The organism is Lysinibacillus sp. G01H (genome assembly GCF_028872195.1).
Taxonomy (GTDB): domain Bacteria; phylum Bacillota; class Bacilli; order Bacillales_A; family Planococcaceae; genus Lysinibacillus; species Lysinibacillus capsici.
In genome coordinates this window covers 2,145,599-2,163,921 of sequence record NZ_CP118397.1, presented here as the reverse complement: position 1 = coordinate 2,163,921, position 18,323 = coordinate 2,145,599, and the positions used below count along the sequence as shown (strand labels likewise).

Genomic DNA, 18,323 nt, shown 5'->3' with positions numbered 1-18,323 from the left:
TTCCAAATACCATTTCCTCAGCAAGCACTTTATAAAAAAGCCATCTTTTGTCTAAGCTAACACTATAAAATACAACTGAAGAGCAATTCGAGTGGAGAAACCATGAAAACTTATTTCAAATTTTTATTGATCATCGGATTGACAACCTTACTCGCTGGATGCTGGGATATTACGGAGCCGCAAAGAATGTACTATATAAATGCAGTAGGTGTAGACTATGAAAACGACGAGTATATTGTCTATTTACAAGTGATTAATTTCGCTGATGTCGCGAAATCTGTACAACCTAGCGCAACGGTGGCGCCTGCTGAAGTAGGTCGTGCCACTGGTAAAACAATAGAAGAGGCCATTTACAAATTATATCGCTCCTCGGATCAAGAAATTTTTTGGGGGCATATGCGATATATGGTCTTTTCAGAGCAGGCTATGGAAAATGAACACATTATTCCTGTCATCGATACATTCATACGTTTTCGCGATACTAGGTATCAAATCTGGGTGTATTGTACAAAAAACCCAGTAGAAGACATACTGCTTGTCACACCTATCTTAAGAAATTCGTTATCCTCATCAAAATTAAGTAGCCCAATCAACCCAACAGAACAAGAAACATTTATTGAACCAAAGGACTTAAGAGATGTTGTCATTGGTTTAAATGAGCCAAGCTATGAAGTAACAATTCCTTATGTGTCCATTAAAGAGGATTGGGAAACAGGTGGGGAGCAAGTAGAGGAAACCTATTTTTCAGGGGTTGGTGTCCTGTCGAAAGATGGCTTTAAGGGGTTCGTGCAAGACACTGCGGCTCGTGGCAGTCAATGGATGCATAACTATACAAATCGTGGAGAGATTACCTTTCAATTAAATACAGGCGACCAGGAAGAACTAACGGTCAGTATTGAGAAAATACATGTCGATGTGGAACCACTTGTCAAACAGGAGGCTGTTACATTTGAAGTCAAATTGAGAATCAATGCGACCATCAATGGTTTTAAAGGAAAAGTAACCGAACAAGAGCTGAAAGAGCTTATTGTAAAAGAAGTGAAAAAGGAAATCCAGGAAACCTATAAAGAAGGTCTAAAATTAGATGTGGATATCTATCGATTGTCAGAATATCTCTACCGCGATAACGTCAAGGCTTGGAAAAAGCTTGAGAAAGATGGAAAAATCCCTTTATCAGAGGATTCAATTAGCAAAATTGATGTGGATGTAGCCAAAATCAATCCAGGTCGAAAAACTTTTACAGAAACCATCAAAAAATGACCAGATGTCCTTATAGGAATCTGGTCTCCCTATTATTTAATAAGTGAGTATATATAAGTATCATGGGGCACATGATGTTGATGCATATATTTTTTTAATAAGCCTTCTTGTTCGAAGCCTATTTTCTGCAATAGTAGATTGGAAGCTTCATTTTCTTTAAATACAATGGCTCCAATTCGTACTAAATCCATTTCTTCAAAACCATAGGAAATAGCTCGTTTGACAGCTTCCTGAGCATAGCCATTTCCCCAATATTCAGGCAAAAGGGCGTAGCTGATTTCCGCTCTTCGATGCTCTATTGACCACTCTTGAAAGCCGATTGTACCAATAATTCCTTCATGATCCTTTAATGCAATGCCCCATTTAATACCACGTTTTTCGGCAAAATTGTTTGCAAAATTTCGAATGATTTGCTGCACTTGACCTAAGCTCGTTAAGGGCTGTTGTCCATAATGGCGCAAAACTTCAGGATTCGAAAAGCACGCAAGTAGAGCTTGTCCATCAGAACTCGTCAATTCCCTTAACACTAATCGTTCAGTATGTAATATTGGAAACATCATATACCTCTTTTATCGTAGATTTATGAATCAAATTTTACATTTATCCACTGGCTATTGCACTCTCTATTTCCACTTGGTGCTACTTTATTAAAAGGACAAGGCTAGTTGCCCTGCCCCTTTTGTGCGTGTTAGTTTGCTTGTGCACCCCAACAGAGTAAGTCTACCATAGCTATCTATACATTCTCTCAACAAATCCTCAATGATTTCTATGTCCACAATAAGTTGTAAATTGTCAATGCTAGGTGAACGGAATGGAACACTTTCCACTCATACATACAAATTTTTGGGATGCCGTCGTTGCAGTCCCTGTAGTTAAGATTATTACGCAACTAATTAAGAAAATGTGTCATATAAAGCCTTTCTGGGTTCTGACCATTGCACTAGTTGTCGGCTTATTCATTTCTATTTTCATCAGCCACCGACATAATCTTCTTGCAGGACTATTCATGGGCTGGTTTTATGGCTATGCAGCAATTGGAAGTTATGCTTCCTTAAAAACTTCTTATCTTACCTATAAGCAAAAGAAACGAAGAAAGCAGAAGTATACTGCTCCTTAATGGTAACTATTGCACCTTCATACACGAGAGTTTATACTACATTTTAACAAAAACACTTAATAAATTTCATACTTGTTAAGTTGCCTTTTGACAAACAATAAATTGGAGAGGAGGAAAAAATATTTCTGAACAAGATCTTACACCTGAAGAAATCGATGCTATTTTATCTAGTCAGAAAAAATTTAATCGCCCTGCAAGCCAATTAGATATACAAAATATGACGACAGCAATCACTCTTGAACTAGAAAAAGAAACAAAAGCTGAAAAACCGAATGAACAAATAATCCAACAATTAAAGCAATTGCTAGAAAATTATACTACTTACACTGTCTATATTAATGATAATTCAGCCGACAGCATTTTCTATTCTTTTTACCCAAAGAAAAAAAGTTTAGTTACTGAAAATATCAACGACATTCAATTTCTTATAATTCGCCCATGAATGTGCCCCCTAGGAAACGGAGGAAAATCAACGTGTCTAAATTCATTACGTTTTCCTTTAATACGAAATATACCGATCAAATTCAGGAAACATTTTCATTTGAACAATTAGGGATTAATGAGCAATTACCTAGCGATGAAATAAACTATGTGATCGTCTCAACCTTTCCTTTAGCATCTTTTTAGAAGAAGATGAATGACCGTTGTATCACCTTTTACTTTAGAATATCTTTAATTGTTCTCGCAAAGTGGTAATGAACACGCGAATTTGTTCCATCGTCACAATAATACATAATGCAGGCCCACATTCTCTTGCACCATAATGATTCTTTTCATAAGCATCTAGTACAAACATTAATTTATAACGTTGCTCTGCTTCCTCCCTCTCCTCTTCAGGAATTTGAAAGATACCGTATCCAGGAAAAAAATATTCGCCATAATGAGGGATATGATAGATGCATAGGCCAGGATCATGCGGCTCCAGCATACTTAAATAAGCAGGCTCCAATTGTGTTATGTCTTCTAATAATTGAAGGAAATCTCTTTTTAAACAGTAAATCTCAGTATTTATCGCTGGGAAAGCTGGCCCAAAGCGAAATTCAATACGAAACTTTACACTTTCCTCATTCACCATTAAAATATCTAGCTCTACCTCACAACTCGGCTGACTCGAATAATCTTTTAAAATTGCCACTATACCGCCCCTTACACTTGCTTAATCGTCGTTCTCTCTACAATATACTACGAAACTATTATTTTACCAAATAAATGAAATTATTCACATTTATGTATGGTATAATAGATTTTATTCATTTTTGGGAGGTGAAGGTGTTGAAAAGATATTTGGTGACAAGCATTTTAGTAGGAGCCATCTTCCTGACAGGCTGTGAAAAGAATGACAAAGCAGCCTCAACACTATCTACATCAGTAGATGAACAAATAATCACAACGGAATCTGTCAGGGTACCTGTTCCATTAGTCTTAACGCTAGCGCAGAAAGAATACTACTATAAAGAATATTCGGCAATTGTCAATAAACTAAATGAAGAGTATGGGACAGGCTTTAAGCTAGATCCCATCACATCATTCTCAGCAAATTATTGGATAGAATTGAAAGATTTTGAAGACATGTTAAAAGGTAGAATAGACACTTCTTATGTCGTGGTCGATAATAAGGAAGTTTTTTCTCCAGTTAAAGTACCGAAATTCGTTGAATTACATATGGGGGCACATCGAACAATGATTCGAGTGGATGGTTCATTTGACACCCAACTAAGCATGGACATTCCTGGGGGAAGACAGTTATTTTCGGTTATGCATTCCTTGTCTTCTACAATTGAACAGGGTAAAGGCTACTGGACGCAAATGGGGTATGACCCTTCCATTAAAGATCAAGGCAGTGCTTACAATATTGCGATCGGTGGCTACTATTCATATAATGGTGTATCCTCACCTCATATTATTGAGATCGAGTATTATTGTAATATACATGGTGGCATTACTTAATAACTAGCAATAGGCTTGTCTGTAATCTTTTTCACAGACAAGCCCTATTCTTTTATAGGGTAGCCTCTATTCCTTTCATCATATCAAAAGCTCCCTTAGATTTATTGGAACATACGACAACTTTAATGGAAGAAGCAGGATAATAGGCTGAATGGAAGCACACGCCAGGATCATACCCCATTACATGGTATTTCAGTATTGCTTGTTCACTATTCTTCTTAATCCATACACCATAGCCATAACTATCATTTTCATTGAGTTCAACATGTGGCATTAATAGCTGATTCGTTAAATCTTCATTTAAAAGTTCAAAATTCATCAGTGCACTCCAGAACTTTGCCATATCCTTCCCCGTTACGAATGCACCCCCATCAGAACCCCCCTTTACAGGTAAAGAATAGATATTTGTTTTCCAGGTTCCATCTGGGTTGTCTATGTACCCTAATGCTGTATTAGCTGGCAAAGAATCTAACGAAAAATAGCCTGATTCCGTCATATGCACCCGATCGAATAGATGTTGTTGAATGTAATCGGAAAAATCCATACCAGTTGCATGCTCTACAATTAACCCTAATACAATATATCCTGCATTATTATAGTGAAATCGCTCACCAGCTTTATATTTCATTGGACGTTTCTGAAATAATGGTAAGAAATCTCGCAATGTTCGAAGCTGGTACATCGGATTTTCAACCCATAACGCTTCAAAATTCTCCATTTCTTCCTCATCAAAATAATCGGGTATTCCTGACGTATGTGTTAGCAGATGAGCGATGGTTACTTGCTCATCGAAGTACTTAAAATGTTCAGGCAGACAATCGCATAATTTTGTGTCAAATGCAAGCTTCCCTTTTTCAATAAGCTGACAAATAGCGACTGCAGTAAAAATTTTACAGCCAGAGGCAATGCCAAAACGAGTTTTGGCATGATTGTCGATTTGTTCTGAGCGATTCGCATAGCCAAAACTTTGGCTAACTAAGGCAACCTTCTCCTGATTTTCCACTAGCACCGTTCCTGAAAAATTAACCTTCTCTTGTATGTCGATTAGAATATTTTGTAATTTTGTGTGCATAGGTATTCTCCTGATTTTCTTAAAATTACTAAATAATAGCTTTTTTATTTTAACCATATCGTTTTGAACATATTTTTACAAGTCTATTTAGTTTCAATCCTGAAGATCCGCATAATCATGTAACGGAAGGAAACAATAAGAAAAAAAAGGATGTGTCGCTGTGGAATTTTTTCATAGTCAAGAATCACTTACTGCTATTCAATGGATTCTGCGAGCCATTGTCGCTTTTTTCTTCCTACTTTTCGCAACAAAAATTATGGGACAGCGCTCTATTTCTCAGTTAAGAATGCTGGATTTTGCAATGGCTATCACACTTGGGAATATTATCGCACATCCCTTATCTGATGAAGGTTTAGGAATGAAGGGTTCCATGATTACCATGACCGTTTTAGTTGTGCTTTACCTCATCGGTGTTTTTTTGAGCCTAAAATGGGTTGCCTTTCGTCATTTGATAGACTCCCCGCCGATTCCCCTGATTAAAAATGGGCAAATTATTAGCGCCAATTTACAAAAGGCTAGAATATCTGTAGATTTACTTTTATCGGAGTTAAGAAAAGAAAAAATTGAAGAGGTTCAAAATGTAGCACTAGCATTATGGGAACCAGACGGATCGATCTCTAGTTTTTTGCACACACCCTACCAAACACCAACACGAGCAGATATGAATTTACAGCCCGAACCCTTTTTTCTTCCCACTGTTCTTATTAAAGAGGGAAAAATTGATTACCATGAGCTTAGCAAGACTAAGCATTCTGAGCAATGGTTGATGAGTCAACTAAAAACAATCTATAACCTAGAAATAAAAGATGTCCTTCTTGCCACAATGGACCAAAAGGACAATTTGCATGTTTTTAGATACTAATTAAAAATAATTGCCAACATAAAAAGCATTAGGCTCTATTTTTAATCCCAATATTGAAGAATAAATTCAAGTCAAGTCGTCTTTGTAACGTATCCTTTGTCTTTAGATGCAAAGAGCTTACGCTGGATATACCATTCCATCACGATTAAATTTGGCACCCAACATAGCCAAGCGATAGAGGCATAACTATACTGAAAATTATCAAAGCCAAATAATACCGTAAACAAAGGTAGCCAGATTCGCAATGTCACAGCTGCAAAGGTTAAAGCATAATTTCTTAGCATCCATTTCTGATGGCCTTGGATATTTCTTTTTTTAATATGGACCAGCGCCTGAAACATGGTGAAGAGCCACCCTATGGATAATAAAGCAAAGCCTAGCTGTGCTACCCATCCTCCTGTTGCGTTCAGTGCTAAATAAAGTCCTGCCAAGCCACCAAACAAAATACTAACCATATATATATTGCCTAGTAGTCTATGGCGTTTCACATTTTTCTCTCGTAACTTTGATGACAACGTAAAAGGACCGATGACGAGAGCTAATATACCGAATACAATATGTATATAGAGCACAATATACCAAAATGAATGCAATGTAGCATTAAGCATAAGCTTTAATTGTACAAATCCAGCCTTCTGTGCATCGAATAGTAAATATTGAACAATTGAATAGCCCGCTATGAACAATGCCAAGCCACATATTATCCACCACAATTTTTGTTTCATTTTTATAGCTCCTTTCAATGTTAGCGTACCATTCAAATCTCCTATCTTTTAACACAGATAAATAAGAGGGCGGAAAAAGCACATAAGTGGACGTTTATCGACAGTACAACGAATTAACCATTAGGTAGTGTAGGTTAATAGACAGCCAAAACGTTCCACTCCAGGGTATTTTTCTCCTAAACTTGTAATATGAAAGCCGTTATTTTTATAAAAAATCACTGCGTCCTGATCTGTTTCTGCGTAAATAGAAGAAAATACATGATGTTCTTCCACATATCGTATCATCTCACGGCCAATGCCTTTTCCCCGATAAGCGGGCGATACGGCTATATGTTTAATTTCACACTGATTTGCCTCTCTTTTAACAATTCCTATACAACCAACAATGTCTTGTTCAAAGGTATAGCCATACAATAATCTTTCTGGACATGCAATGTACAATGAATATTCCTTCTCCACTTTCTTTTCGGAAGTGGCATAGGATAATAATGTTTTCACTTCGGGATGAATTTTGCTTGAATGGATCATTTTCATGGAATTCTACCTTTCTGGGCATCGTCTCAACTTACTAATAATATCTTCAAATTACTATAATTGTAAATAAAGTATTCGTATTATCATTTAAAAATCCCATAATATACCTAAAAATTATCTTTTATGTTATGATAGTTTAAAAATTGAGGAGGGAGTACCTTGCTGGTTAAAGGCTATAAATTTAGTTTACCTCGCTTTTATTGGCTATTGTTCATACCTATCTTTTTGGGGACGAGTTACAAAGCATTATTTTTTGATTGGCATATACAAAAATATACTTTTCATGAGCTAGAAGATTTCGGTCGTTATATAATAATACTAGCTACAAGCTTCATAGAGGCCTTTTTCTATCTACTTATTTTTCGATTGATTGTCTATTTGCTTCAACACGTTTTTCAAAAGTTTACTAGGAATCATAGCGAATGAGCTGGAGAAAGAATTGTGTTTGCGCCGTTGAAAGAATATCCATTGCAGCTAACAGAAGGTATGCTGTTGGCATAATCTTTTATGAAGCAGAAGAAAGAGGTATTATTTTTCCATTGCCATTCAATTTGGACAAAAAAGGGCAGCCAGCTACTCGGCAACCCCTATTTCTCTTCCCACCTCAATTAGTGTTCATGCTAGGATTATGTTGATTCCACGAAATAATTTCCACATCGTCTACGTTGACATTGCCTAAGCTAAAGAGATGCGGAATATACGCAAAAAGCCCAAAGTTCTTCCCTTTTTCGTTCTCCGTTTGGAAATAGTCTACAGTTGCTGATGGTAGCTCTTCTAGTTCTCTATAATCAGGTAATGACAGTAGTTTTATATCCTCTGCAGCAATGGCCCCTGCTGGCCCTTTATAGTGTTCCTTAGAATACAGGTACATCGCATTACGATTAGCCGCTAGTTTTTGGATTGGAATTTGGTAAAACATTAGACTTTCTTTCGTTGCAATACCTAGCTCTGTTAATGCCTTATATAGATGACTAGGATGGATTGGTAGGAAATGAACAACATCATTCCACAAGCAATTTAATTGAGGAATTTCTTTCATGAATAATTTCGGCCTCTCTGGATGATCAAAATATTTTTTCGAATATCGTTCATATAAATGTGGATACATTGCCCCTAACCTATTTAATGGCATGAGCTCCTGACCCACCATTTCCCTTGGAACCATATGATAAACATATCTCTGCATGACAAGCACCTCCACCTAACTAATTCTTCATACATTTGGAAATTCCTGTTACAATCATTGTATAAATAGAAAGTAGGTGCAAGATGGAATTACTAGTTATCATTCTTATTTTTGCGGGGATTTTTGCTATATATGATTCCATTAGACGAGTTAACAAAACTATTTTGGAGCAAACGGAGGAACTAAAGAAATTACGAGAGGCGCTGAAAGGTAAGGATAAAAATTAGAGGGGCTAATACTTTTGCTTTGGATAATCCATCGAATTAGCAATATCAATCAGGACTTCAGCCGTCACTTGATCTGCCACATCTCGATCAATACTAAAGACATATTGCCAATTGTCTCTTTCAAATACAAGTAAATGAAAACCAATTCGTGGATTTTCAATATAGGCTGCCTCACTGCCATTTTTCAGCTTAAATACATCCGTTTTATATTTTTCAAATGACATTTTATGTTGAACTGGTCGAACCTTGATTTTGAAATGATTTTGTGGCAATTGATCACTGATCATTACCACCTCCAGCTGATCATTCATTTCTCCTTCCAAATCACTAAACCTTCCAAAGTGATGCGTAAAGCTGATTGGCGGTACTCGTAGGGGTAGCTTCAGCTCTTTATTATAGTGGTGTTCGAACTCTTTTACGGCTATTTCTACTGTTTTATAGCCGATTTCAGGAAGAAATTCTTCAAGAGGTTGTGGCGAATCACTGTCCTTTGCAGAAACCAAATAAAAAGGGGAAACATACGCAAATAAAGATAGTCCAATAAGAATACGCTTGTTCATATTAACGCTCCTCTATCCTGTTTGAGTATAGATTAACCTTCTGAATCAAAATTATGCTGGCACTGATCACTATCATGGCATAGTCTTATCGTTAAAAATGGACGTAAAATAGCGAAGTGTCGGTACTACTTTATTCGCGTGTAGCATCTTTTCAAGCTCTAGCTTTGTGACCCATTGAACAGCTGTCACTTCCTCCTCTTGAAGCATGGTGTCACAAATTTCAAAGCTTTGTTCAAATAACCAAACATCGTAAAAATCATTGAAACAATCACGACGCTCACTCTTTACTAATTGTCCATTAGTCCTCAATAATGATATCCCGATTTCCTCTTCCACCTCCCGAATAGCCCCGTCCAAACTACTTTCACCCGCGACTATAGAGCCTCCCGGACATTCCCATAAATGAGGATAATGTTTATTGGGATGTCTTTTTGTTAGAAGGAATTTTCCCTTGTTATTGCAAATCCATACGTGCACAACGATATGGTAATCTTCAGCTGCTAATTTTGTCCCACGTACATGATGCTTATTTGTTTTTTTGCGATTTTTATCATAAATATCCCAGACTTCCATTGAGCACCTCATTTCTGAATTTGAACAAGCACATACTGCTTCGTCCACATTTCCGTCGTCACAATGGAACGTTCATCATTTTTTTCGAAAAATAGACCGCTCCCCTCTTTTTCAAGAAATGCCCATCCTTCATTAGCCATCATTTGCTGAATGTCCTCGTCTACCTTCTGTATGCCCCTAGCTGAGAGGGCTGTGAGGTACCAAGTTGCCTTCTTATCATTGGAGAGCGCCACTAAATCGAAGGAGGATGCATTTAATTTTTGTATGGCTTCCTTTGGTGTAAGGGAATCGATTGGCAAAGGAGGATATAATAATTTATTGCTATCAATAAAGACCGCACTTACTACGAAAAGAGCTGCTATTAGTAAACCTATTTTTTTCAAAGCTCACTCTCCTCCTTGTCTGGTTAAGAATCGGCTGCTAAAATTTATCTGTAAAAGAGAGCTTCTATTTTAAAGCGGTCATACGTTTATTTTTTTCATTGCTATTCAAGCTTTTAATAATGAAGAAAAGTTATAGAAAGCGTTTAAAACATCTTCCCCTAATGGATCAGCAAATGCTTGATTTTCAAATGGGAAGATGCCTTCATTCTCTAACTGCTCCAAATATTTTTTGAAGCCTTGATCTATAGCCTCCATATACCCCCTAAGAGAAAATTGATAATTAAAGATTCTTTCGATAGGATAATGACTTTTATGTTCAATTAATATGTATTCACCATCGCAGGAAAAAATATAGTAATCATAGTTTCCGTGACAATCTATCATTACTTCATTTGTATTACCTTGATAAAAACGGGTGAGCGTGGAGAAAAATTGCGGGATGGCTATAAAGGCTAAACCAGATCTAAAACTAAAAAGTTGTTCATCATTTGACACATCAAATTGAATATCTCCACCCTCTAAATTAATTTTAATCGTACACATATACTTATTTTTCAAAAATATACCCCCTCTATAAACCTATACATTTCATATTTTACCTTATTAAGTAAATAAACTATAGAAGATGTTATCATTCTGTTTATAAAGATTTAATAGGAGGTGATAAATTTCATCATTAGAAAGGCAACTATAAAGATGCGAAAGGTATTGGAAAAGTACATGTTGATAGTTGGTGAACAAACTATAAGCATATTGTGCCAGCAAAATATTAAAGTAAATTATCCTACGAACAAAAAACGCAATGTTGGACACAACAAATTGCCTACAAAACGAAGTATGTCCTAGTAGCTGAAAATGAATTAGGCGACATTATTGGCTTCACATCTGCAAGTAAAAGAGACTCAACCCCTACCCTATTCCAATTATGTAGAAACGCTCTATCTTTTAGAAGACTATCACGGAAAAGGGATAGGAAAACAATTGCTGAAGGAAATCTTTCATTACTTTCATCAAAAAAACTACCAAACTATATTTGTTGAAGTCTTAGCTATAGAATAAAACACGTTATTTTTATGAACATTATGGGGCGTAGCTTATAAAAAGCTTGGAAATTACAATTGGTGGGAAAGTGTTAGAAGAGTTAGTGTACGAATGGAAAGATATCGAAGAAGCTATAGAAAAACTAGTGTAATAAAATTGATTTTTCTAGTCAAAGTAAATAAGGAAAATGTTTTCAGAGATGGACAGTTTGTTTTATCCCTTATAACGTAAATATTATTGACAAATATATGTAATTATCTTTCAACAACAAAGGCCATTCATCACAATTGACTTTTAATTGTATACTTACTATACGGCTCGTATGCTTCCTCTTGCGAAAACTACTAGGTGACAGATGTACATATTTGCTGAACGTTTTTCCCAATTACGAGCCGCCTGCGAATCCTGTTTTCAAAGCAATATCCTGCAACTTGTCATTTGTGCCAAGTAGCATATGCTTTGCTTGAGCAATTCGAATTTGATTAACATATTCTGCATAGCTCCAACCTGTTTCCTTCTTAAACAATGAGGAGAAATAGCTTTCGTTAAAACCAGTGAGGTTGGCCATAAAAGAGCGAGTTAGCGGTGCTTCAAAATGTTGTTTCATATAGGTAACTGCCTGTTGAATCGCTTAATCATGTGTCACAAAACTGATATCGATATTCTTTCTTTCAAAAATCGTATCAAGCAACTCATGCAATAGCAAATGGAGCTTAGGAGTGGCATTTACCTTTTGTGTTTGCTGAAACTGCTCCAACAAATTTTTCAGCAGTCCTTCTGTATATCGAGGAAATTCCATAACCTGTCTATACCCTGGCAAATGGGCTGTATCAGCCACATAGAGCAGCGTGTTTTGCTCATCCATGAATAAATTCCACTGCTTTACAACAAACCGTATAGCCTCGCAAAACTCTGCTAAAGGGCTGCTTCGGTTTGTTGTAAGTTCCTTCGTAATTGAAACAATTGAGCTTATCTTGCAACCTACTGTAGCTGAAGTAAACCTTATTTCCTTATTTGCCATTTTACTTCCAATTAATACTTTGCTATGTTATGATTTCTTTATAGAGGGTTATTTGGAGGTTATTATATGCGACATTATTTAGTTTACGCTCTATTACTAATGATGATTTTTATTGCAACGCTTAACTCTTGGGGTGATACATCTAAAACAGTATGGTATGTAATTGCATCTATAAGCATTACCTGTTTAATGCTAATGAAAACAATTGAGCGAAAAAAACACTAATTAATAGGCCTATTATTGCCTGCGGTATTAGTAAATCTCAACTTTTATCTACTTACCACCTCTGTACTAACTCATACACCTTACTATGTTACGATAGAGTTTTCAGCTAACCAGGAAAAAAGGTAGTTCTTTTTAGAGAGGATACTTCATGATGAATAGATTAAAAGCAGTAGGATTTGTTTTATGAATACTTATAATTCAGGAGATATTTTAATTAGTGCTTTCTCGATTTTCTGGTTACTATTTTCTCTAGTTCCAATTGTTTTTTCCTTTGGTTTGCTATCCGTACAACTAAGCAATAAAAAAGGCAATCCAGATAATTAGAGGAAATCAATAAAAAATTAAAACGTACATAAGAGATTTCATCAACCATTCGACACTTGAAACAATTTCCCGTCATGCATCAAACTAGGTACTTGTGCTTAAAATTACGCACAAGTCCATTTGTAAATGCCACGTCAATCACTTCGAAAACCTCTAGCATGTCTCTCACAACGTTCCATTTAATCATTCATTAAATTCATATGGCTTGTTTGTGAAAGTTTGACGGGACACTAAAAAAGCCCATTAGGCTCTGATTTATTCAGTCACCTAACAGGCAATTCGTGTAAAGGTTTGTCCTTTGATATTAAACCCAAACCATAAATCCTTGATACGCTTAGTCTTGAATCGCTGCGTCTAAAGCTACCACGATCATATCATTGAATGTTGTTTGACGTTCTTCAGCTGTCGTTACTTCACCTGTGATGATATGGTCACTTACTGTTAGAACAGCAAGTGCTTTACGGCCGAATTTTGCCGCTAATGTGTAAAGAGCTGCTGATTCCATTTCTACCGCTAGTACGCCGTATTGAGCTAATTTTTCGTTTTGGTGCTCATCTGAGTAGAATAAATCTGCTGTGAAGATATTCCCTACTTGTAAGTTAAGACCTGCATCTTTACCTGCATTGTATGCTTTTAATAAAAGATCAAAGTCAGCGATTGGTGCGAAATCGATAGCACCACCCCAAATGATTTGGTTCATACGTGTATCAGATGTTGCTCCTTGTGCTAAAATCACGTCACGTACTTTTACATCTTTTTGAATTGCACCACAAGTACCTACACGGATTAATTTTTGAACATCATATTCTTGCATTAATTCTGTTGCATAGATTGAAATAGATGGCACACCCATACCAGTTCCTTGTACAGAAATACGTTTTCCTTTATACGTACCAGTGTATCCAAACATATTACGTACTTCGTTGTAGCAAATTACATCTTCTAAAAATGTTTCCGCAATGTATTTTGCACGTAATGGATCTCCTGGAAGTAAAATTGTGTCAGCGATTTCACCTTTTTTTGCATTAATATGAATACTCATACTGCAATCCCTCTTTTCTGTCAGTTATCACTATAAATAATACTGTGTTTCTGTCATTTACGCAATGCTAGACGTCTAGCAACTACAAAATTATTTATAGTTTTCGTACAATTATGCTTGTTCCTCATAAAGTGACCACAAAGTATCAAAGGTCTGGATTGTTAAGTTTTCCGTTGCATAGGTTTCTATATAGTCGGACAACTCATTAAAGTCTGTGCTCTGCTTTGGAAAATTATGCTCATGAAACACTTCCTCTGCAAAGCGTACTTTAGGGTCAGACCAATCGCCACCTCGAAAGGTTAGGACATATAAATAAAAACTTTTCTTCATCGAACAAATTCCCCTTTTTACGCATTGGCTTTTCGCTAGTGTATCAAAAAAAATTGTATTCGTCATAAATTCCACTACTACTATATTTTATCCACTTATGATTTTAGAACTATTTTCATAGTCTATCCTGACTTTTGTCATAGTTATTTTATCTGAAAAATTTTAATTTTTAGAAATAAAGATAGAAAAATCTAGCAAAATAAGATAAAATTGAAATCGATTATTTAAAAAATAGGAAGGTGATGGCGATGAAAAAGACTAAAAAAACCCATGGTACAGCGAAAAAACGCCCGTCTCTCTTTACTTTTAGCTTTTTTAAGAAGAGGAAAGCTTCTACACAAGGGGAAACTGGGAAAAATCCCCCTCCTATTAAAGAAAAACGACAACGTTTTTACCATTTAATTCGGGGTAAAGTGCTTATTATGTTTGCACTTCTTATTGTAATTAACGGTATTATGGGTATATTGTCCTATGTCAATATACAAAACTTGCAACACCAAATGGAAGATTTCACAAAGAAAAATGTGCAGGAGCAACTAACGGTGAATCAACTTGCCTATGAGATTGCTAGACTGACCAATTTAGAGCAATCGTATTTAATTACGGGTAACGGCATTTATTCTACTTCTTATCATTTAAAAATAGATACCATTAATAAAAAGCTAGCCGCTTTGAAAGATCAATTTCAAGATCGACAAGTGGAACTCGGTCATATGCAAGCTATCGAGCAATATTATAAAAATTACCTTGATTATTCAGATAAAGTCATGACAATGCGTGATGAGCTCGGTCTTGAGCAGGCTCGTAAACTGATGATGGGTGCTACTGGGGAAACAATGAAAACGCATATCGATCAAAACATTGAGACCATTAATACTGTCATGGACGATTCCAATAAAACAAAATTAGACAAGCTTAACCAGCAGGTAAATATTTCTATCACTACATTCTTTCTCGTTTCAATCGTTGGCTTTTTAGCGATTGTAATTTTTGGCTTTATGCTATTTAAATCATTAAAACGTAATACACAGGCGATTAATGACTCTATCCTTGATATTGCGCAAGCAGGAGGCGATTTGACAAGACGTGTAAATGTACGTAATCGTGATGAATTTTCGATTATTGCAGCCTCGACAAATACGTTAATTGAGTCGATTTCTAACTTAATTCGACGCGTAAGTGAGTTGGCGGATCATGTATCAAGCAGCAGTCAGGAGCTAATGTCCTTAGCAGATGAAAATGCGCGTACCATTCAGGATATTGCGGATGCGACAGCAGATATTGCGAGTGATAGTGACAATACAATTTCCAGTATGAATAGTGCGCAGCAAAAAATGAGCGACTTAGAGCATTCAATGCATCAATTAAATGAGCAAGCGAGTGCTGTCCATCGTGCCTCTATCGCCATGCAGCAAGCAGCCGATGAGGGTAGCCGCTCTGTGGAGCAATCATCACTCGTCATGCAATCCATTGAAGAAACAATGGCTTCTACAACATCTACTGTGGAGGCGTTGGGTCGTAAATCTGCGGATATTACGTCCATTATTGGTACGATCACGGCCATTTCTGAGCAAACGAATCTCCTCGCTTTAAATGCGGCGATTGAAGCGGCAAGGGCTGGCGAGCATGGACGAGGCTTTGCTGTCGTAGCCGATGAAGTTCGCAAACTAGCAGAGCAATCCCAAAGTGCAGCGAAAGAGGTGACATCGATTGTCACATCCATCCAAGATGAGGTCACATCCATCATTGCTCAAAATCACGAGGGTGTGACAACGGTCATCCGAGGCGTTGAAGTAACAAACGAAACAAATCAATCCTTAGCCAATATTTTATCGCATACCGAAGAAACAACGTCCATCATCGCGGCCATGGTGGATAAAATTGCAACAACGCTTGAAAATAGCAATGCGGTGGCAAGTGACTTCATTCATGTCAATGCCTACGCAGAACAATCCGCGGCCAACACCGTGACATCTGCGGCAGCAGCCACACAAGGCTCCGCATCCATGCAGGAAATCAACGCCGCAGCCACTGAGCTTGCCCAACAAGCAGATAGCCTACGCAACCTCGTGAGCGAGTTTAAAGTTTAAGCGAACTGAAAGAGAGGGAGAACCAATTTTTTATTGGTTCTCCCTTGACTTTGTGGGGCTATCCCTCACTTTGAGCATTCTACCCCCTACTTTTTCAGGTTTATCCTCCACTTTCAGATTTCTATCCAATTATTTGAGAGCTATCCCCCTAATTTGCCGGGCTATCCCTCACTTTGAGCATTCTATCCTTCTAAACTGCTGTGTCATGACCACAAAAAAACCTAGCAAGGAGCTACCTTGCCAGGTTTTTTACTATTTAAATAGTGCTAGGTATTCGCCATAGCCTTCTTTTTCTAAATCTTCTTTTGCGATAAATCGAAGCGCTGCTGAGTTAATGCAGTAGCGTAAGCCGCCTTGCTCACTTGGGCCGTCTGGGAAAACATGTCCTAGATGCGAATCCGCTTCTTTACTGCGTACCTCCACACGACGCATACCGTGAGATGTATCGAAATGCTCGGTTACCTGTTCTTTTTCAATCGGCTTTGTGAAAGCTGGCCAGCCACAGCCTGAATTGTATTTATCGAGTGAGCTGAATAAAGGCTTGCCAGACACAATGTCTACGTAGATGCCTTCTGCAAAATGGTCATCAAATTCATTACGGAATGGTGGCTCTGTGCCATTTTCCTGTGTTACATAGTATTGCATCTCTGTTAATTCTTTTAAACGTTGTTCCTTATTCATGTTTGTTCCCCCAGTGTTGCTCCTGAAACGCTCGACGACCTGATCCAATCGAATAGCGCTCATAGTGCATTGGATTTTTCTTATAATACTGTTGATGATAATCCTCAGCCGGATAAAACGTAGTGGCTGGTAAGATTTTTACCATAATTGGTTTATCAAATTTGCCAGACGCTTGTAAATCCGACTTTGAACGTTCAGCTAGCTCACGCTGTTCTTCGTTATGATAAAAAATAGCCGTTGTGTAGGATTCTCCACGGTCGTAAAATTGCCCGCCTGCATCTGTTGGGTCAATTAAAGTCCAATAAATCGCAAGTAGCTGCTCGTAGCTATATAACTCATCATCAAATTTGATTTGTACAGCTTCCACATGCCCTGTTGTTTCTGAGCAAACCTGTTCATAGGTAGGATTTTCAACATGTCCACCTGTATAGCCTGAGATTACGGAATCAATCCCAGGTGTTTCGTCAAAAGGCTTGACCATACACCAAAAACAGCCTCCCGCAAATGTTGCATATTGCTTTGCCATTCATTTCACTCCTTATTCACCAGGAACAATAATTTCCAATAAGATTTTATCCTTTGGTAAGTCCAACTCTTTAGCACGTACACGTGAACCAGAGGCAATGTTAATACGCGATAAATCAATATATATTTCTGCTTTATTCGGATTCACGGTAATCCAAGAGGGAAATTCCACCGAATCGCGCATGATTTTCATTGTCGTTTCTGGTGGAATGTTTAATAACCCTACATTCATGCCTGTCTGTTTTAAAATAATATTCCCCTTGTCATCCACAATGGGGTCAAAATTCATGGAAATAGGGATTTCCGTATAAAATACCGTTAGTGTGCTACGTAATTGAATATCATCCCCAATTGTGAAATCCAGTGGTAAAGGAGAGCCTTTCGCTGCATCCTTTAGGTATTTTTTTGATATCGATTCTAATTCCTTTGTTGTGGTTTGCACCACGAGTACATTCCCTTTGCTTTCACTTTCACCTGCTGAACTCTTCGCAACATGGACATCATCCACTGGTCTAGTTGCTAAAAAAACGACGAGGAGGATTGCAAAAAGCACTGTGCCCGCTAAGGCGAAAAACGCGACTTTCCATTTATTCATTTT

The 18,323-nt window shown here is 37.2% G+C and carries 28 protein-coding genes; 11 read left to right on the top strand and 17 right to left on the bottom strand.

All coding sequences use genetic code 11. The features are described 5' to 3' along the window. Positions 1-102 precede the first annotated feature (102 nt). Positions 103-1,260, top strand: coding sequence for a Ger(x)C family spore germination protein (locus tag PSR12_RS10940; RefSeq protein WP_274773193.1), 1,158 nt, complete (start codon positions 103-105; stop codon positions 1,258-1,260). Between the two features lie 32 nt (positions 1,261-1,292). Here PSR12_RS10940 and PSR12_RS10935 read toward each other — a convergent pair whose 3' ends face one another. Continuing rightward, positions 1,293-1,817 (bottom strand): GNAT family N-acetyltransferase, encoded by a 525-nt coding sequence (locus PSR12_RS10935; protein ID WP_274773191.1) that lies wholly within the window; start codon positions 1,815-1,817, stop codon positions 1,293-1,295. Positions 1,818-2,071: 254 nt separating this feature from the next. On the opposite strand from PSR12_RS10935, the gene PSR12_RS10930 reads away from it, so the two are divergent. The 3 genes from PSR12_RS10930 (at position 2,072) to PSR12_RS10920 (ending at position 3,004) form a co-directional block, all read left to right on the top strand. Further along, on the top strand, positions 2,072-2,377 hold the full coding sequence (locus PSR12_RS10930) for a hypothetical protein (RefSeq protein WP_221682263.1): 306 nt from the start codon (positions 2,072-2,074) through the stop codon (positions 2,375-2,377). Between the two features lie 217 nt (positions 2,378-2,594). Further along, the gene (locus PSR12_RS10925; protein ID WP_255601606.1) at positions 2,595-2,819 is read left to right on the top strand and encodes a hypothetical protein; all 225 of its coding nucleotides are present in this window, start codon (positions 2,595-2,597) and stop codon (positions 2,817-2,819) included. Positions 2,820-2,851: 32 nt separating this feature from the next. Continuing rightward, on the top strand, positions 2,852-3,004 hold the full coding sequence (locus PSR12_RS10920; RefSeq protein WP_221682370.1) for a hypothetical protein: 153 nt from the start codon (positions 2,852-2,854) through the stop codon (positions 3,002-3,004). A 34-nt stretch (positions 3,005-3,038) separates the two neighbouring features. On the opposite strand, the gene PSR12_RS10915 is transcribed toward PSR12_RS10920, so the two are convergent. Next, on the bottom strand, positions 3,039-3,512 hold the full coding sequence (locus PSR12_RS10915; RefSeq protein ID WP_274773187.1) for a hypothetical protein: 474 nt from the start codon (positions 3,510-3,512) through the stop codon (positions 3,039-3,041). 134 nt (positions 3,513-3,646) lie between these two features. Here PSR12_RS10915 and PSR12_RS10910 point away from each other — a divergent pair, with 134 nt between their 5' ends. Next, the gene (locus PSR12_RS10910) at positions 3,647-4,324 is read left to right on the top strand and encodes a hypothetical protein (RefSeq protein ID WP_274773185.1); all 678 of its coding nucleotides are present in this window, start codon (positions 3,647-3,649) and stop codon (positions 4,322-4,324) included. Between the two features lie 52 nt (positions 4,325-4,376). Here PSR12_RS10910 and PSR12_RS10905 read toward each other — a convergent pair whose 3' ends face one another. Then, positions 4,377-5,396, bottom strand: a complete 1,020-nt coding sequence (locus tag PSR12_RS10905; RefSeq protein WP_221682266.1) for a serine hydrolase domain-containing protein — start codon at positions 5,394-5,396, stop codon at positions 4,377-4,379. Positions 5,397-5,556: 160 nt separating this feature from the next. Here PSR12_RS10905 and PSR12_RS10900 point away from each other — a divergent pair, with 160 nt between their 5' ends. Further along, positions 5,557-6,258, top strand: coding sequence for a DUF421 domain-containing protein (locus PSR12_RS10900; RefSeq protein ID WP_221682267.1), 702 nt, complete (start codon positions 5,557-5,559; stop codon positions 6,256-6,258). Between the two features lie 71 nt (positions 6,259-6,329). Here the strand turns inward: PSR12_RS10900 and PSR12_RS10895 are convergent, their stop codons facing one another. The 3 genes from PSR12_RS10895 to PSR12_RS10885 all read right to left on the bottom strand — a co-directional run bounded on the left by PSR12_RS10895 (position 6,330) and on the right by PSR12_RS10885 (position 8,703). Then, positions 6,330-6,983 carry a DUF2306 domain-containing protein gene (locus PSR12_RS10895; RefSeq protein WP_257522104.1) on the bottom strand — a complete coding sequence of 218 codons (654 nt, stop codon included), beginning with the start codon at positions 6,981-6,983 and terminating at the stop codon, positions 6,330-6,332. A gap of 120 nt (positions 6,984-7,103) precedes the next feature. Beyond that, positions 7,104-7,517, bottom strand: coding sequence for a GNAT family N-acetyltransferase (locus PSR12_RS10890; RefSeq protein WP_221682269.1), 414 nt, complete (start codon positions 7,515-7,517; stop codon positions 7,104-7,106). A gap of 604 nt (positions 7,518-8,121) precedes the next feature. Next, positions 8,122-8,703: a group-specific protein gene (locus PSR12_RS10885; RefSeq protein ID WP_257522103.1), complete on the bottom strand. Its 582-nt coding sequence runs from the start codon at positions 8,701-8,703 to the stop codon at positions 8,122-8,124. Between the two features lie 83 nt (positions 8,704-8,786). On the opposite strand from PSR12_RS10885, the gene PSR12_RS10880 reads away from it, so the two are divergent. Further along, positions 8,787-8,930, top strand: a complete 144-nt coding sequence (locus PSR12_RS10880; protein WP_221682271.1) for a hypothetical protein — start codon at positions 8,787-8,789, stop codon at positions 8,928-8,930. A 5-nt stretch (positions 8,931-8,935) separates the two neighbouring features. Here PSR12_RS10880 and PSR12_RS10875 read toward each other — a convergent pair whose 3' ends face one another. From PSR12_RS10875 to PSR12_RS10860, 4 genes are all read right to left on the bottom strand, one after another. Then, complete coding sequence (locus tag PSR12_RS10875) at positions 8,936-9,490, bottom strand: hypothetical protein (RefSeq protein ID WP_221682272.1); 555 nt, start codon at positions 9,488-9,490, stop codon at positions 8,936-8,938. Positions 9,491-9,562: 72 nt separating this feature from the next. Next, complete coding sequence (locus PSR12_RS10870; RefSeq protein WP_257522102.1) at positions 9,563-10,063, bottom strand: NUDIX hydrolase; 501 nt, start codon at positions 10,061-10,063, stop codon at positions 9,563-9,565. 8 nt (positions 10,064-10,071) lie between these two features. After that, positions 10,072-10,446 (bottom strand): hypothetical protein, encoded by a 375-nt coding sequence (locus PSR12_RS10865; RefSeq protein WP_221682274.1) that lies wholly within the window; start codon positions 10,444-10,446, stop codon positions 10,072-10,074. 105 nt (positions 10,447-10,551) lie between these two features. Further along, positions 10,552-11,004 carry a hypothetical protein gene (locus tag PSR12_RS10860; protein ID WP_221682275.1) on the bottom strand — a complete coding sequence of 151 codons (453 nt, stop codon included), beginning with the start codon at positions 11,002-11,004 and terminating at the stop codon, positions 10,552-10,554. Between the two features lie 315 nt (positions 11,005-11,319). Here PSR12_RS10860 and PSR12_RS10855 point away from each other — a divergent pair, with 315 nt between their 5' ends. Beyond that, on the top strand, positions 11,320-11,505 hold the full coding sequence (locus tag PSR12_RS10855) for a GNAT family N-acetyltransferase (RefSeq protein WP_274773179.1): 186 nt from the start codon (positions 11,320-11,322) through the stop codon (positions 11,503-11,505). Between the two features lie 367 nt (positions 11,506-11,872). On the opposite strand, the gene PSR12_RS10850 is transcribed toward PSR12_RS10855, so the two are convergent. Then, complete coding sequence (locus PSR12_RS10850; protein ID WP_257522099.1) at positions 11,873-12,094, bottom strand: helix-turn-helix domain-containing protein; 222 nt, start codon at positions 12,092-12,094, stop codon at positions 11,873-11,875. A gap of 24 nt (positions 12,095-12,118) precedes the next feature. After that, positions 12,119-12,508, bottom strand: coding sequence for a hypothetical protein (locus tag PSR12_RS10845; protein WP_274773177.1), 390 nt, complete (start codon positions 12,506-12,508; stop codon positions 12,119-12,121). Positions 12,509-12,574: 66 nt separating this feature from the next. Between PSR12_RS10845 and PSR12_RS10840 the strand changes: the two genes are divergently transcribed. Then, positions 12,575-12,733 (top strand): hypothetical protein, encoded by a 159-nt coding sequence (locus PSR12_RS10840; RefSeq protein WP_202342117.1) that lies wholly within the window; start codon positions 12,575-12,577, stop codon positions 12,731-12,733. 183 nt (positions 12,734-12,916) lie between these two features. Continuing rightward, complete coding sequence (locus tag PSR12_RS10835; protein ID WP_274773174.1) at positions 12,917-13,057, top strand: hypothetical protein; 141 nt, start codon at positions 12,917-12,919, stop codon at positions 13,055-13,057. Between the two features lie 334 nt (positions 13,058-13,391). On the opposite strand, the gene deoD is transcribed toward PSR12_RS10835, so the two are convergent. Continuing rightward, positions 13,392-14,099, bottom strand: a complete 708-nt coding sequence (deoD, locus tag PSR12_RS10830) for a purine-nucleoside phosphorylase (RefSeq protein ID WP_048395686.1) — start codon at positions 14,097-14,099, stop codon at positions 13,392-13,394. A gap of 111 nt (positions 14,100-14,210) precedes the next feature. Then, entirely contained in the window at positions 14,211-14,429 is a 219-nt protein-coding gene (locus PSR12_RS10825; RefSeq protein WP_257522098.1) for a YozE family protein, read from the bottom strand. A 248-nt stretch (positions 14,430-14,677) separates the two neighbouring features. Between PSR12_RS10825 and PSR12_RS10820 the strand changes: the two genes are divergently transcribed. Further along, entirely contained in the window at positions 14,678-16,519 is a 1,842-nt protein-coding gene (locus PSR12_RS10820) for a methyl-accepting chemotaxis protein (protein ID WP_103118074.1), read from the top strand. A gap of 252 nt (positions 16,520-16,771) precedes the next feature. Here the strand turns inward: PSR12_RS10820 and msrB are convergent, their stop codons facing one another. From msrB to PSR12_RS10805, 3 genes are read right to left on the bottom strand one after another with little or no spacing between them, the layout of a single operon-like run. Continuing rightward, a complete protein-coding gene (gene msrB / locus PSR12_RS10815; RefSeq protein WP_048395692.1) occupies positions 16,772-17,200 on the bottom strand; it encodes a peptide-methionine (R)-S-oxide reductase MsrB in 429 nt (142 codons plus the stop codon). Further along, positions 17,193-17,726: a peptide-methionine (S)-S-oxide reductase MsrA gene (msrA, locus tag PSR12_RS10810; protein ID WP_274773169.1), complete on the bottom strand. Its 534-nt coding sequence runs from the start codon at positions 17,724-17,726 to the stop codon at positions 17,193-17,195. The genes msrB and msrA overlap by 8 nt, the downstream gene beginning before the upstream one ends. 12 nt (positions 17,727-17,738) lie before the next feature. Then, positions 17,739-18,320 carry a YpmS family protein gene (locus PSR12_RS10805; RefSeq protein WP_004230217.1) on the bottom strand — a complete coding sequence of 194 codons (582 nt, stop codon included), beginning with the start codon at positions 18,318-18,320 and terminating at the stop codon, positions 17,739-17,741. Positions 18,321-18,323: the final 3 nt, after the last annotated feature.

Excerpts from the sequence above, each read along its gene's own strand:
- PSR12_RS10940 (WP_274773193.1), top strand. The coding sequence starts at position 103 with ATGAAAACTTATTTCAAATTTTTATTGATCATCGGATTGACAACCTTA.
- PSR12_RS10935 (WP_274773191.1), bottom strand. The coding sequence starts at position 1,817 with ATGTTTCCAATATTACATACTGAACGATTAGTGTTAAGGGAATTGACG.
- PSR12_RS10930 (WP_221682263.1), top strand. The coding sequence starts at position 2,072 with ATGGAACACTTTCCACTCATACATACAAATTTTTGGGATGCCGTCGTT.
- PSR12_RS10925 (WP_255601606.1), top strand. The coding sequence starts at position 2,595 with ATGACGACAGCAATCACTCTTGAACTAGAAAAAGAAACAAAAGCTGAA.
- PSR12_RS10905 (WP_221682266.1), bottom strand. The coding sequence starts at position 5,396 with ATGCACACAAAATTACAAAATATTCTAATCGACATACAAGAGAAGGTT.
- PSR12_RS10895 (WP_257522104.1), bottom strand. The coding sequence starts at position 6,983 with ATGAAACAAAAATTGTGGTGGATAATATGTGGCTTGGCATTGTTCATA.
- PSR12_RS10890 (WP_221682269.1), bottom strand. The coding sequence starts at position 7,517 with ATGAAAATGATCCATTCAAGCAAAATTCATCCCGAAGTGAAAACATTA.
- PSR12_RS10885 (WP_257522103.1), bottom strand. The coding sequence starts at position 8,703 with ATGCAGAGATATGTTTATCATATGGTTCCAAGGGAAATGGTGGGTCAG.
- PSR12_RS10880 (WP_221682271.1), top strand. The coding sequence starts at position 8,787 with ATGGAATTACTAGTTATCATTCTTATTTTTGCGGGGATTTTTGCTATA.
- PSR12_RS10875 (WP_221682272.1), bottom strand. The coding sequence starts at position 9,490 with ATGAACAAGCGTATTCTTATTGGACTATCTTTATTTGCGTATGTTTCC.
- PSR12_RS10870 (WP_257522102.1), bottom strand. The coding sequence starts at position 10,063 with ATGGAAGTCTGGGATATTTATGATAAAAATCGCAAAAAAACAAATAAG.
- PSR12_RS10850 (WP_257522099.1), bottom strand. The coding sequence starts at position 12,094 with ATGAAACAACATTTTGAAGCACCGCTAACTCGCTCTTTTATGGCCAAC.
- PSR12_RS10845 (WP_274773177.1), bottom strand. The coding sequence starts at position 12,508 with ATGGCAAATAAGGAAATAAGGTTTACTTCAGCTACAGTAGGTTGCAAG.
- PSR12_RS10840 (WP_202342117.1), top strand. The coding sequence starts at position 12,575 with ATGCGACATTATTTAGTTTACGCTCTATTACTAATGATGATTTTTATT.
- PSR12_RS10835 (WP_274773174.1), top strand. The coding sequence starts at position 12,917 with ATGAATACTTATAATTCAGGAGATATTTTAATTAGTGCTTTCTCGATT.
- deoD (WP_048395686.1), bottom strand. The coding sequence starts at position 14,099 with ATGAGTATTCATATTAATGCAAAAAAAGGTGAAATCGCTGACACAATT.
- PSR12_RS10825 (WP_257522098.1), bottom strand. The coding sequence starts at position 14,429 with ATGAAGAAAAGTTTTTATTTATATGTCCTAACCTTTCGAGGTGGCGAT.
- PSR12_RS10820 (WP_103118074.1), top strand. The coding sequence starts at position 14,678 with ATGAAAAAGACTAAAAAAACCCATGGTACAGCGAAAAAACGCCCGTCT.
- msrB (WP_048395692.1), bottom strand. The coding sequence starts at position 17,200 with ATGAATAAGGAACAACGTTTAAAAGAATTAACAGAGATGCAATACTAT.
- msrA (WP_274773169.1), bottom strand. The coding sequence starts at position 17,726 with ATGGCAAAGCAATATGCAACATTTGCGGGAGGCTGTTTTTGGTGTATG.
- PSR12_RS10805 (WP_004230217.1), bottom strand. The coding sequence starts at position 18,320 with ATGAATAAATGGAAAGTCGCGTTTTTCGCCTTAGCGGGCACAGTGCTT.